This window comes from uncultured Shimia sp. (assembly GCF_947498095.1).
GTDB lineage: Bacteria > Pseudomonadota > Alphaproteobacteria > Rhodobacterales > Rhodobacteraceae > Shimia.
The window spans coordinates 172,377-185,380 of record NZ_CANMJE010000003.1; the positions used below are offsets into that span (position 1 = coordinate 172,377).

Consider the following 13,004-nt stretch of genomic DNA (forward strand, 5'->3'; position numbering starts at 1 on the left):
TCACTTCACGGCCGGTTTGAGGCCGCTTGGCCGCCAAAGGAGTATGGCCATCATCAACAACATGTTGGACGCCAGCGCCAGTTTGGGAGCAAGAAAGCCGATGTAGTTTGCGATCAACCCCACCATGATGGCGCCCAAGAGGGTGCCTTCGACCGAGCCAAGACCACCAATGATGACAACGATGAAAACCACGATCATCATCTCGCCCCCCAAGGCGGGTGTGATCAGCGTTTCATACCCCGCCCACATTGCGCCTCCCAACGCGGCAAGCGCCGAGCCGACCATGAAGACCCCTACAAACAAGCGATTGATCTTGAACCCAAGTGCTTCGACCATTTCCCGGTTTTCAACCCCGGCCCGGATCAACAGGCCGATCCTTGTCCGCTTGAGGACAAAGTACAGGGCAATGTAGACCGCGAGACCAAGTGCAAAGGCAAAAGCGCGGTAGATTTCCACGGTCACATCACCAAACAGCCATGATCCCTCCAGGAAAGCAGGGCGCGGCACTGTTACCGGAGCCCCACCCCAGACCGCGAGGATGATCTGCTCAGAAACGATGAGGGCCCCCATCGTGATCAGGATCTGCCGCAAGTGATCGTGATAAACCGGCTTGATAATCACCACCTCAAAGAACCAGCCCGCGACCAGGCCAAAGGCAAGGGCCGCCCCAAAAGCCAGGAACAGCGCGATGAGATTAAGCGCGATGTTATCCGCGCCAAGCCAGCCAGACATATAGGCCAGCGCCGAAGCTGAGACGAAGGCGCCAAAGCTGATAAAGGCCGAATGGCCAAAGTTCAGCACATCCATCAACCCGAAAATAAGCGACAGCCCTGATGCCATGAGAAAGATCATCATGCCCATCGACAATCCGGCCACCGTCAGCGTGACCCAGCTTGATGGCGCGCCGATCAACACAAAGGCGATCAGACCGACAAAGACAGGCAGCAGGTAAACGCCACCAAAGCGTTCCAGAGTTTGGGAGAGTTGGTTCATCTGATCTGTCCCTTCACGACGACAGGCTTAATAGCTGTTCTTGCAAGGTGGTATCGGCCGCAAAATCAGCCATGCTGCCGGTATGCGCGATGTGGCCATCGTCAATCACGGCCATGCCCCGACCAAGCCGCTTGGCAAAGTTAAAGTTCTGCTCAACCAAGAGAATGGTTGTGCTTTGTCCGATCTCGGCAAAAGCCTCGGCCATCCCGTCGATAATTGACGGAGCCAGCCCCTTGGTTGGCTCGTCTATGAGAATAAGCTCGCGCGGTTCAATGATTGCGCGCGCGACGGCGAGCATCTGCTTTTGACCACCCGACAGCGACCAAGCCTGTTTGGTCCAAAACTGTTCCAAAGCCGGGAACAATTGGTAGATACGTTTGAGGCGCTGGGCATCAAACTTGCCGTTCGCGGTGGCAAGTACGAGGTTCTCTTCGACGGTCAGACCCCCGAAAACGCCCATGTTTTCAGGCACAAAAGCGATCCCCTTGCGGGCAATATCAGACGCGTGAAGCCCTGAGATTTCTTCGCCCTTGAAGTGCACCGATCCGGGGCTTGGTTTCCAAAGGCCCATAATGGACCGCAGAGTGGTTGTTTTGCCGGCGCCGTTGCGCCCCAAAAGGACAAAAACGCCGCCTTCGGGAACCTCAAAGGTCACATCATGCAGGACATGATACTGTCCGATTGAGGTTTTCATCTGGTTCAATGACAAGAGGCTCATGCGGCGTCCTCCCCTGAGGAACCCAAGTAGACATCGCGCACGATCTGGCTTTGCATCACCTCGTCAGGCGCGCCGTCGGCCAGCAGTTCGCCGTTATGTAAAACGATGATGCGATCTGCCAAGGCACGCACAACACTCATCTTGTGCTCAACCAGCAAAATGGTTTTTGTCTTGTCTTCCTTCAGCTTGCCAATCAGATCCAGTACGTCGGGCGTATGATCCAGGCTCATCCCTGCAGTAGGTTCGTCGAACATGTAGATGTCCGGCTCCATCGCCATCAAGAGGGCGACCTCAAGCTTGCGCTGATCCCCATGCGGCAAAGACGCGGCTGTCATGTGGGCTTTGTCGGCCAGTTTGGTCGCCTCGAGGTAATGCTGCGCCTCGTCTGTCAATGTCTTGAACTTCGTGACGGCGGAAAAGAACCGCCACCCGTGACCGGAACGTGCCTGAACGGCAAGCCGTATGTTCTCGAGAACAGACAGGGCAGGGAACAGATTGGTAAGCTGAAAGGCGCGCCCAATCCCACGGCGCGCACGGGCCGAGGGTGCAAGACCGCTGATGTCGTCATTGCCTTTTAGGAAAACGCGGCCTTCCGAAGCCGGAAGCTGACCGGAAATCAAGTTGAAATAGGTTGTCTTGCCTGCGCCGTTGGGGCCAACAATGACCGTCAGTTCACCTGGGTTGAACGTGCAACTGACATTGTTGACGGCAACATGGCCACCAAATCGGATTGTCAGGCCTTCCGTAACCAAAGATGGTTGCGACATGGGAACACTCATTTCAGTTGGGGGTCGATATGCTCTGGCGGAACGATAACCGCCAGAGCCAGTGGCGGCCGCTTAGTTTGTACGGCCGACGGGGATGTTCATCTCTTCGGGCTTGATCTCGCGGACAAGCTCAGGGATCGCCCAGTCGACAGTGTCATCGACTTTGATCTTGAAGTGATACATCGACTGAAGCGCCTGATGGTCTTCGGGGCGGAACGTCATGGTGCCCTTTGGGGTTTCCCAGCTCATGCCTTCCATCGCCGTGATCAGCGCTTCTGTCTCCAGTTCTTCAGCTGTTTGCAGCGCCTGTACGACAGCGAGTGCCGCAGCCATACCACCGGCCGTGAAGAAATCTGGTGGACCGTCAAAGCGTTCCTGGTGCGTGGCAACAAGCCAGTCGTTCACTTCATTCTTTGGTGCTTCATAGTAATAGTAGATCGCACCCTCCATGCCCGGCACCCGCTTATAGGTTGGCAATACGGGCAGGATATGCCCCCCGGTGGAAATTTCGATACCAAAACGCTCGGGCTGCATGGCTTTGATTTTGCCCATGGGATCACCTCCACCCGCGACGTAGATCAGGATCACCTTGCGGCCTTCTTTGTCTTTCAGCGCGTTGAACATGCGTTCGGTTGCGGCCGTAAAATCCGTGGTGCCTTGCGGAATGTACTCTTCGGCCTCAACCGTGGCGCCAGATCCGTCAAGGGCGGCTTTGAATGCGGCAATTCCGTCGCGGCCAAAGGCGTAGTCTTCTGCCAGTGTGGCCACGTGTAGATTTGCGTCAGGCTGCAGGGCGATCGCTTGCGCCTGCATGTCCATTGACGAGTTGCGCGAGGTTTTAAAGATATAACGATTGCTGTCCGGTCCGGTCAGGCTGTCGGCCACAGCGGGCTCAACAATGAGAATTTTCTCATATTCTTCGGCAATGGGCAGCAGACCCTTGGTCACCCCAGATGAGGTTGCGCCAACGGCCAGCAACACGTCGTCATCGCCGTAGGCCTCGGCCAGAACGGCACGGGCAACATCAGGTTTGAACTGCGTGTCTTTGTGAATAATCTCGATTTTGCGGCCTTTGACCATGCCAGTACCGCCTGTCGCGTATTCGATGCCAAGTTCAAAACCAGTTTGCGCCTGTTTTGAGAACACCTCAAACGAATGGCCCGAAATACCATGCACGAGCGCGATTTTGATCGGATCCTCTGCAAAGGCCGCGGTGGCCATAGCAAGGCCCGCCGCCGCACCTGTGAGGGCTTTAATAAGTGATTTCATTTCATCCTCCCTGAATGAACTATTGCGCCCCAAGCGTTGCCACGCTTGGATTGCTTCCGTAGAATCCTCTGCTGAAAGGGTCACCCAGGCGGTGTGGCAAATCAATATTGTGGAAACACTTATCGACCAAAGCTACCGAACCGGCGTCTTTGACGAGTTGGCTTTTACCTATGCGCCGATTGGCCTCGTGGTCACCGAAAATCGGGTCATTCGTGATTGTAATCGGACCTTTGCGACTATGTTCGGTTATGAGCGCAGCGAACTGCAGGGGCAGACTTTTGCACTGCTTTACCCCACGGATGAGGAGTTCTCCAACATCCGCGACCGCGGTATAACGGCTCTGCGCGAGAGCAATACCTATTGGGATGAACGCATCATGGCGCGTAAAGACAGCTCGCTGTTTTGGTGTCGAACCCGCGGGCACTCCTTTACGCCCGAAGAACCTCTGATGCGTGCGGTCTGGAGTTTCGCTGACCTGTCTGACGTGCGCCCATACCAGCCACTCACGCGCCGCGAACGCGAAATCGTGTCGCATTTGGCGGACGGTCTGACGAGCAAGGAAATCGCGTTAAAGCTCGAATTGTCCTACCGCACTGTCGAAGTCTATCGCGCGAAGATGCTCAAGAAATTTGGGGTTAGCAACACCTCAGCCCTGTTTCAATCGCTTGGCGCCATCGGAACAGAACATGTTGTGTCCCGCTAGCGCAAAGGCGCAAACTCAAACAGCGTGAAGAACAACGCATTGGCTGTGGTGTAGCCAGCGTTTAGAGCGCGCCGGCGAGCGGTTCTTGATCTGCCCAAAAAATCACAACATGCGCCTAAAAAGCAGGCAAACGCGAGCATCGCGGCCTCTATGACCGTGTTTGGCGTGGTCATTTTCTGCCGTCGGCGATGTTGTCGGGGGGAGAAAAGGAACGATTCAATCACCTATCTGGCCTCCATATCGCCGCCTCTCACATCGGCCACGCAGCCTCGAGCGCTGGGCGATGTTCAGATGCGTGTGAAACGGCGTGGCAATACGACGGTGCTTGACCACTTTCGCCAATCCGGGTCGCTCAAATGCTTGTACCCGAGGGTTACCGGTCACACGATGCAGGCCGTATTGGTCAACACAGCAGGGGGTGTCACGGGCGGGGATCAGTTTTGCACTACGGTCACGACGGCCCCTGAAACGGATTTGACCCTAACAACGCAAGCCTGTGAACGTGCCTATCGTGCGCAATCCGGCGAGGTCGGCGAGATCTGCACCCGACTTGGGGTGGCCCCGCGAGCAACCCTGAACTGGCTGCCGCAGGAGACGTTGCTGTTTGATGGATGCGCTGTGTCTCGCCAGCTTACCGTTGACCTGGCAGAGGGGGCTCGCTTCTTGATGGTCGAGCCGATGATCTTTGGCCGAGCGGCGATGGGCGAAAACCTTACAAATTGCACTTTTTCGGATCGGATCGAAATCCGGCGAGGCGGCGCGCCTCTTTATCTGGATGCGATGCGTTTGACGGGCGATGTCCGTGCGCATCTGGCGCGCCCGTTCATCGCCAACGGCGCCGGTGCCATGGCCAGTGTTGTGCTGGTGTGTAACAGCGCCGAGGCACATTTAGATCCGGTCCGGCACCTCTTGCCCGAAACCGCGGGTGCCAGCCTGTTGCAACCGGATGTGTTGGTCCTGCGCATGCTTGCAGAGGACAGCTATGCCCTGCGCCAATCTCTGATCCCGATTTTAACCCGCCTCAGCGGCGGTCCTTTGCCACGATGCTGGATGATCTGACATGAACCTGAGCCCGAGAGAAAAAGACAAACTGTTAATTGCCATGGCGGCTGAAGTTGCCCGCAAGCGATTGGCGCGCGGCGTTCGCCTGAACCATCCCGAAGCGATTGCCTTGATCACCGACGCCGTGGTCGAGGGCGCGCGCGAGGGACGTTCCGTTGCTGACCTGATGGAAGCCGGGGCCGAGGTGGTGCGGGTCGAGGACTGCATGGAGGGCATCTCAGAGATGATCCACGAGGTGCAGGTCGAGGCCACATTCCCTGATGGCACCAAACTGGTCACTGTGCACAACCCCATTCGTTAAAGGAGCCTAACCCAATGAAAAAGATGATCTTTGCCGCAGCAGCGCTGGCTGCTTCTCCCGCCTTGGCCCATTCCGGCGCACATTTGCATCCGCATGGGGCTGGCACGTGGCTGGTTGTGGCGCTCGCGGCGCTGACCGTGGTCGGCACGATGGTCGTGGTTCAAATTCGGGGCCGTAAATGATCCCCGGAGAGCTGTTTCCTGCCGAAGGCACCCTGACTTTGAACGCTGGGCGCAGCGCGCGGGCCGTCATGGTGGCCAACACAGGCGACCGCCCGGTGCAAGTGGGCAGCCACTATCACTTTGCCGAGGCAAATTCAGCCTTGGATTTTGACCGCTATGTCGCTCTCGGTATGCGGCTGGATATTCCGGCTGGCACCGCCGTGCGGTTTGAACCGGGCCAGCGTCGGCAGGTGATGTTGGTGCCGTTTATGGGGCGGCGGCACGTCTATGGCTTTAATCAACACATCATGGGAGCTCTGAAAGATGCCGGGCAAGATCAGTCGCAGTGACTATGCCGCCATGTTCGGCCCAACCGTGGGTGACAAGCTGCGGTTGGCGGACACCGACCTCATCATTGAAGTCGAAGAAGACCTGATCGTTCAGCGCGCCTCGGCTGCGCAGTTCAGCGCAACGGGGTTGCGCGAGGACGTCTATGGTGAAGAGGTCAAGTTCGGCGGCGGTAAAGTGATCCGCGACGGCATGGGGCAGTCTCAGGTCACCCGTGCCGGGGGCGCCGTGGATACGGTGATCACCAACGCGTTGGTGGTGGATTATACCGGCATTTTCAAAGCGGATATCGGTCTCAAAGACGGTCGGATTTCCGCGATCGGCAAGGCCGGGAACCCCGACACGCAACCGGGTGTGGACATCATTGTCGGGCCGGGAACGGAAGTCATTGCAGGCGAAGGCCGGATCCTGACCGCGGGCGGTTTTGACAGCCACATCCATTTCATTTGTCCGCAACAGATCGATGACGCGCTGCATTCTGGTCTGACCACGATGCTGGGCGGGGGCACCGGACCGGCACATGGCACGTTGGCCACCACCTGCACACCGGGACCTTGGCACATAGGGCGCATGTTGCAGTCGGCGGATGCCTTTCCGATGAACCTTGCCTTTGCGGGCAAGGGCAATGCATCGCTGCCCGCCGGACTCGAGGAACAGGTGCTGGGGGGCGCCTGCGCGCTCAAATTGCACGAAGATTGGGGTACAACTCCGGGTGCGATTGATTGCTGCTTGTCCGTCGCGGATGACATGGATGTGCAGGTGATGATCCACACTGACACGCTGAATGAGTCTGGATTTGTCGAAAACACTGTTGCGGCGATGAAGGGCCGGACGATCCATGCCTTTCATACCGAAGGCGCGGGCGGCGGCCACGCCCCTGACATCATCAAGATTTGCGGTGAAGAGCATGTGCTGCCGTCCTCAACAAATCCGACGCGCCCCTTTACCGTGAACACCGTGGATGAGCATCTGGACATGCTCATGGTGTGTCACCATCTGGACAAGTCCATCCCCGAGGATGTGGCCTTTGCTGAAAGCCGCATACGCCGTGAGACCATCGCTGCCGAGGATATCCTGCACGATTTGGGCGCGTTTTCGATCATTGCCTCGGACAGTCAGGCGATGGGACGTGTTGGCGAAGTTCTGATCCGCACCTGGCAGACCGCTGACAAGATGAAAAAGCAACGGGGCCGGTTGGCGGAAGAAACCGGCGATAACGACAATTTCCGTGTGCGCCGCTATATCGCCAAATACACCATCAACCCGGCCATCGCGCATGGGATCGGGCATGAGATCGGCAGTATTGAGGTCGGAAAACGTGCCGATCTGGTGCTATGGGACCCCGCGTTTTTTGGTGTGAAACCCGAGATGGTCCTGTTGGGTGGAACCATTGTCATGGCGCAGATGGGCGATCCAAACGCTTCGATCCCGACACCGCAGCCTGTCTATTCGCGCCCCATGTTCGGGGCCTATGGTCGCTCGGTTGAGAACTCTGCAGTGAGCTTTGTCAGCGCGGCGGCTCAGGATCATGGGATCAGGGAAACTTTGGGTCTGGCTAAGCAAACCGTCGCGGTCCGCAATACGCGCGAGATCGGGAAATCCTCGCTTAAACTGAATACAGCGACGCCTAAAATCGATGTGAACCCTGAAACCTACGAAGTGCGCGCGGATGGTGAGTTGCTCACCTGTCAACCCGCAGAGGTGTTGCCAATGGCGCAACGCTATTTCCTTTTCTGAGAGATGCTTATGACCGAAACCCTCACCGTTGCCCGAAGCTATCTGAACCACTGTCACGATGACCGGGCCGATCACATCGCCTTGAACTATGAAGACCGCTTCATGCGCCGCAAAGTTCTGACCACATACACGGGCCTGTCGGTTCTTGTTGACCTGCCCCAAACTACTTCACTCGATCACGATGGCGCGTTGGTGCTGGAAAACGGCCACGAGGTGCGCATTGTGGCCGCCGCCGAAGAGTTGTTTGAGGTAACCGGGGACTGCCTCTCGCGTATCGCCTGGCACATCGGCAATCGTCACACCCCGTGCCAGATTGAGAACACGCGTCTCTTGATCCAACGTGACCACGTCATGCGGGATATGCTGGGCAAGATCGGCGCACATGTGCGCGAGGTGGTTGAACCCTTTACACCAGAGGGTGGCGCTTATGGGCATGGACGAACGCATGGCCACGCCCACTGATATCCTGACACTGTCCCAGTGGTTTTCGCCTGCCTTTCCGGTGGGCGCATTTTCCTATTCCCACGGCTTGGAACACGCGATTGATGTCGGCGATGTTCAAAGCCTTAAGGATACGCTGGATTGGATCGAAGACGTTCTGAGGTACGGCGCAGGTTGGAATGATTGCCTCGTCTTGGGCGCGGCCTATCGCGCCGAGGATGCCCACACTCTTGCCGATATTGACGCGCAAAGTCGCGCCCTCGCGGCCTCTCGTGAACGTTTGCAGGAAACCGACCTGCAGGGGGCTGCTTTTTGTAGGGCAATATCAGCGCTTGCACAGATCGATTTGCATGGCCTGACCTATCCTGTGGCCGCCGGACGTGCTGCGAGGCTTGAAAACATACCTTTGGGTTTGACCACCCAGATGTTCCTGCAAAGCTTGCTCATCAACTTCGCGTCGGTGGCGATGCGTTTGGTGCCTCTTGGCCAGAGCGATGGCCAGTTGGTGATCCAAACCCTGACCCCGATCTGTATATCCATCGCCGACGCGGCCTTAGAGACAGATTTGGACAGCCTTGGTTCGACCGCATTCCTGTCCGACATCGCGGCGATGCGCCACGAAACACAATACTCAAGGATATTTCGCACATGAACAGAACGAACGGCCCATTGCGTGTTGGCATCGGCGGCCCTGTGGGCGCGGGGAAAACCACCCTGACCGCATCGCTCTGCGAGGCCCTGCGCAACGATTTCTCCGTCGGGGTCATCACCAACGACATCTACACTCAGGAAGATGCCGAAGAGCTGATGCGCCAACAGGTTCTGCCGCAAGACCGCATCATCGGCGTGGAAACCGGGGGCTGCCCGCACACCGCCATTCGCGAGGACGCCTCGATCAACCTTGCCGCTGTCGCTGAGATGCATGAACGCCATCCTGATCTGGATATCGTGTTGATCGAAAGCGGCGGAGATAACCTGTCCGCAACGTTCAGCCCGGAGCTCGCCGATATCACGCTTTACGTCATTGATGTTGCGGCAGGTGAAGAAATCCCGCGCAAAGGTGGCCCGGCGATCACCAAATCGGACTTGCTCGTCATCAACAAAACCGATCTTGCACCGCATGTTGGGGCCAGTCTTGAGGTGATGAAGACAGACGCCAAACGCATGCGAAAGGGCAAGCCCTTCGTGTTTTCCAGTTTGAAAAACCGTCAGGGACTGCCCGAAATCCTGTCGCACATGAGCGACATCGGCGGGCTCTCAACATCTTAATGGCCATCCGTTCGCTGGCGTCACCGGCTATTCCCGTGCCCGTAAAATCCTTGCGGGACGGGAAGCGAGTGGCGTGGTTGCGAACAACAAGCTGGCCAGCAGGGTGGCAAACACGCCCCCTGTTACAATGGCCAGAGCGTTGGGCCAGATCACCGCGAATTCTGTGTCCAGCACGAAATAGGTGACGGCCCAGGCCCCGGCTATCCCGGCAAAGAGCGCCACCGCGCCTGCCGCAAATCCGGTGAGAACGGCCCGCAAAGCAAAACTGAGCAGGATACTACGGCGCGTGGCGCCAAGCGTCTTTAGGATCGCGGCCTCATAGGTGCGGCTGGTCTGGTTTGCGGCCGCAGCACCAATCAGCACAAGGAACCCTGTCAGCAGCATGACACTCGCGCCATAAGACGTGGCATCGGCAAGGCTCGACAAAAGATCAGATACGCGGGCAATCGCGTCCTTCACCCGGATCGCGGTGATGTTCGGATAGGCGTTGGATAGATCGCGCAAGATTTGCGCCTCGGCTTTGTCGGCGGCGTAGACCGTTGAAATGAAACTGTGCGGTGCGGCCTCAACAGCCGAGGGGTTCATGACCATGATAAAGCCCATGCCCGCGGTTGAGAAATCAACCGCGCGAAAGCTGGTGATCGTGCCTGTCAGGTCGCGTCCGAGGATGTTCACGGTCAGGGAGTCGCCAAGGGACAGACCCATTTCTGCGGCCTCTTCGGCGGCAAAGCTGATCTGCGGCGGTCCACTATAATCTTCTGGCCACCAGTCACCTGCGGTGACGGTTGTGGTCTCTGGAACGACCGCGGCATAGGTCACGCCCCGGTCGCCCTCAAGCACCCAGTGATCTCCGGCAAACTCGGCGGCAGGCCGATCATTGATGCGCGTAATCACCCCGCGCAGCATCGGCGCGGTTTCTGTCTTTGACACATCGGGGTCAGAGGAAAGGCGTTGCAGAAACCCGTCGATCTGATCTTTCTGGATGTCGACGAAGAAATACGAGGGCGCGACTTCGGGTAGGTCCCGTGCGATGGCGTTGCGCAGATTGCCGTCGATTTGACCGACAGCGGACAACACCGAGAGGCCCAAACCCAGCGACAGGATCACTGGCAACGCAGGTTCGGATTGTGATGAGATCGCGTTCAAAGCCCAGCGCAGCACCGGAATACGCCGTGCACGCGTTGAGAGTTTGTGGGCCAGACCGCTGGTTGCCAGTGCCGCGAGGACCAAAAGGACCAAGGCACCCAGAATGCCGACAGCCGCCCAAAGCGTTAGGCGCCAAGATCCGGACAACCATCCTGCCAAGGCCAGCAACACCCCCAAAAGCGCCATGACCAGCCAGAAGAACCGCAGTGGTGGCAGTAACTTTGCTGCTCCCATTGCATCGCGAAACAGCGCCGCGGCCCTCACATCACCGACGCGGGACAAGGGCCAGAGCGTAAAGATCAGCGCTGTCAGAACACCATAAGCGGCGGCCTCGGCCAGAGGCACTGGATAGATCGCGAAAACCGTCGGCAGGGGCAGGGAAGATTGCAGTAAAGGCGCCAATGCCAGCGGCAAGGCGGCTCCGAGAACCAACCCCAAAGCGATGCCGGCGATAGACAAGATGCCAATTTGCAGGAAGTAGGTCAGGAACACTGTCCGCCGATCAGCTCCAAGGCTGCGCAGCGTCGCAATAACGGGGGTTTTCCCGGCCAGATAGGCACGAATGGCCGAAGAGACACCGATGCCGCCAACAGCCAGACCCGAAAGCCCCACAAGGATCAAAAAGGCGCCAAGTCGTTCAACAAACTCTGCAACGCCGGGGGCGCCGTTGCGGGAGTCGCGCCAGCGCAACCCTTTACCTTCGAATTGCGCCAAAGCGTCAGCTTTTAACGGTTCCAGCGCCGTGTTCTCAGGGAAATCCAAACGGTACTTAGTCGAAAACAACGTGCCGGGCGCCAAGAGACCACTGTCCGCGAGGGCGCTTGTGGTCACGATACTGCGCGGGGCCAGACCAAACCCTCCGGCATTGTCCGGTTCATTGGTCAGCTCGGCAGTCAATCGAAAGCGTTGCGACCCAAAGGCCACTTCATCGCCAATCGACAACCCCAATCGATCAATCAGGATCTTTTGCATCACCACACCGGGCAGGCCATCCTGATCCGCAAGCGCCTCGGCCAGGGGCATGTCCGGAGCAAGGCTGACCGAACCAACCAATGGGTACGCCCCGTCCACCGCCTTCATCTGCGTCAGGCCACGTTCAGTCTCAGACCCGCGGGTCACCACTGCCATCGACCGGAAATCCACGATCTCCGACAGCCGTTCGGAATTGGTGGCCATCCATGCGCGTTCCTCATCGGAAGCAAAACGGTAGGTGAAGTCCATCTCGGCATCCCCACCGAGAAGGGCCGCCCCTTCGGCGGCCAACCCGGCTTCAATGCTGGCGCGCACCGTGCCGATCGCTGCAATGGTCGCAACGCCGAGCAGCAGACAGCCGAGGAAAATCCGAAATCCGCGCAAGCCTCCGCGCAATTCCCGCCGGGCAAAACGCCACGCCAGCCCCAGGCTCATGCGGCCGCCTCATGAGTGTCCACATGGCCATCCCGCAACCGGACAACCCGGTCACAGCGCTGTGCAAGTGTGTTTGAGTGTGTGACCAGCACCAAAGTGGCCGCGTGACGATCACGCAGCTGGAACAACAGGTCCATGATCGCCTGACCGTTGGTCGCATCAAGGTTCCCGGTCGGCTCATCCGCCAGCAGGATGTCAGGGCGTGGCGCCACCGCGCGGGCCAAGGCGACCCGCTGTTGCTCACCCCCGGACATCTGGCGTGGGAAGTGATCGGCACGGTCTGACAGACCCACTGCGTCCAACTCGGCACGGGCGCGGTCAAACGCATCCGCCTGTCCGGCCAGTTCCAGTGGCGTTGCGACATTCTCTAGCGCGGTCATCGTGGGGATCAGATGAAAACTTTGAAATACGACGCCCATGTGATCGCGGCGAAATCGCGCCAAGGCATCCTCGTCCATGTTCGAAAGATCCTGACCCAGTGCCGAAATCGTTCCGCCCGTGGCCCTCTCAAGCCCGCCCATCAGCATCAACAAAGAGGATTTCCCCGATCCAGACGGCCCAACAAGCCCCAAAGTCTCGCCTTTTTGAACGTCCAACGTGATCCCATGCAGTATTTCTACACGTCCGGCATTGCCTTCCAGCGCCAGCCGGGCATCTTTGAGAGAGAGAACAGAAGTCATAA

15 protein-coding genes are annotated in these 13,004 nt (G+C 58.1%); 9 read left to right on the forward strand and 6 right to left on the reverse strand.

What is annotated here, in order from left to right; translation table 11 throughout:
• The 4 genes from Q0932_RS07115 to Q0932_RS07130 form a co-directional block, all read right to left on the reverse strand.
• Positions 1–993 carry a branched-chain amino acid ABC transporter permease gene (locus Q0932_RS07115; RefSeq protein WP_299350875.1) on the reverse strand — a complete coding sequence of 331 codons (993 nt, stop codon included), beginning with the start codon at positions 991–993 and terminating at the stop codon, positions 1–3.
• A 13-nt stretch (positions 994–1,006) separates the two neighbouring features.
• The gene (locus Q0932_RS07120; protein ID WP_299350877.1) at positions 1,007–1,711 is read right to left on the reverse strand and encodes an ABC transporter ATP-binding protein; all 705 of its coding nucleotides are present in this window, start codon (positions 1,709–1,711) and stop codon (positions 1,007–1,009) included.
• Positions 1,708–2,478 carry an ABC transporter ATP-binding protein gene (locus Q0932_RS07125; protein WP_299350879.1) on the reverse strand — a complete coding sequence of 257 codons (771 nt, stop codon included), beginning with the start codon at positions 2,476–2,478 and terminating at the stop codon, positions 1,708–1,710. Before Q0932_RS07125 ends, Q0932_RS07120 begins: the two co-directional genes overlap by 4 nt.
• A gap of 72 nt (positions 2,479–2,550) precedes the next feature.
• Positions 2,551–3,747, reverse strand: a complete 1,197-nt coding sequence (locus Q0932_RS07130; protein WP_299350881.1) for a substrate-binding domain-containing protein — start codon at positions 3,745–3,747, stop codon at positions 2,551–2,553.
• Positions 3,748–3,856: 109 nt separating this feature from the next.
• Here Q0932_RS07130 and Q0932_RS07135 point away from each other — a divergent pair, with 109 nt between their 5' ends.
• The 9 genes from Q0932_RS07135 (at position 3,857) to ureG (ending at position 9,769) form a co-directional block, all read left to right on the forward strand.
• Positions 3,857–4,450, forward strand: coding sequence for a LuxR C-terminal-related transcriptional regulator (locus Q0932_RS07135; protein ID WP_299350882.1), 594 nt, complete (start codon positions 3,857–3,859; stop codon positions 4,448–4,450).
• Between the two features lie 291 nt (positions 4,451–4,741).
• Complete coding sequence (locus Q0932_RS07140; RefSeq protein ID WP_299350884.1) at positions 4,742–5,509, forward strand: urease accessory protein UreD; 768 nt, start codon at positions 4,742–4,744, stop codon at positions 5,507–5,509.
• Position 5,510: 1 nt separating this feature from the next.
• Positions 5,511–5,813 carry an urease subunit gamma gene (locus tag Q0932_RS07145; protein ID WP_299350886.1) on the forward strand — a complete coding sequence of 101 codons (303 nt, stop codon included), beginning with the start codon at positions 5,511–5,513 and terminating at the stop codon, positions 5,811–5,813.
• A 14-nt stretch (positions 5,814–5,827) separates the two neighbouring features.
• Positions 5,828–5,995, forward strand: a complete 168-nt coding sequence (locus Q0932_RS07150; protein WP_299350887.1) for a hypothetical protein — start codon at positions 5,828–5,830, stop codon at positions 5,993–5,995.
• A complete protein-coding gene (locus Q0932_RS07155; RefSeq protein ID WP_299350889.1) occupies positions 5,992–6,324 on the forward strand; it encodes an urease subunit beta in 333 nt (110 codons plus the stop codon). Before Q0932_RS07150 ends, Q0932_RS07155 begins: the two co-directional genes overlap by 4 nt.
• Positions 6,299–8,059: an urease subunit alpha gene (gene ureC / locus Q0932_RS07160; protein ID WP_299350890.1), complete on the forward strand. Its 1,761-nt coding sequence runs from the start codon at positions 6,299–6,301 to the stop codon at positions 8,057–8,059. Before Q0932_RS07155 ends, ureC begins: the two co-directional genes overlap by 26 nt.
• Positions 8,060–8,068: 9 nt before the next feature.
• Positions 8,069–8,521: an urease accessory protein UreE gene (locus Q0932_RS07165; RefSeq protein WP_299350892.1), complete on the forward strand. Its 453-nt coding sequence runs from the start codon at positions 8,069–8,071 to the stop codon at positions 8,519–8,521.
• Entirely contained in the window at positions 8,505–9,152 is a 648-nt protein-coding gene (locus tag Q0932_RS07170) for an urease accessory UreF family protein (protein WP_299350894.1), read from the forward strand. The genes Q0932_RS07165 and Q0932_RS07170 overlap by 17 nt, the downstream gene beginning before the upstream one ends.
• Entirely contained in the window at positions 9,149–9,769 is a 621-nt protein-coding gene (gene ureG, locus Q0932_RS07175) for an urease accessory protein UreG (RefSeq protein WP_299350896.1), read from the forward strand. Before Q0932_RS07170 ends, ureG begins: the two co-directional genes overlap by 4 nt.
• 27 nt (positions 9,770–9,796) lie before the next feature.
• Here ureG and Q0932_RS07180 read toward each other — a convergent pair whose 3' ends face one another.
• On the reverse strand, positions 9,797–12,322 hold the full coding sequence (locus Q0932_RS07180) for an FtsX-like permease family protein (protein ID WP_299350897.1): 2,526 nt from the start codon (positions 12,320–12,322) through the stop codon (positions 9,797–9,799).
• The gene (locus tag Q0932_RS07185) at positions 12,319–13,002 is read right to left on the reverse strand and encodes an ABC transporter ATP-binding protein (protein ID WP_299350899.1); all 684 of its coding nucleotides are present in this window, start codon (positions 13,000–13,002) and stop codon (positions 12,319–12,321) included. The genes Q0932_RS07180 and Q0932_RS07185 overlap by 4 nt, the downstream gene beginning before the upstream one ends.
• Positions 13,003–13,004 lie beyond the last annotated feature (2 nt).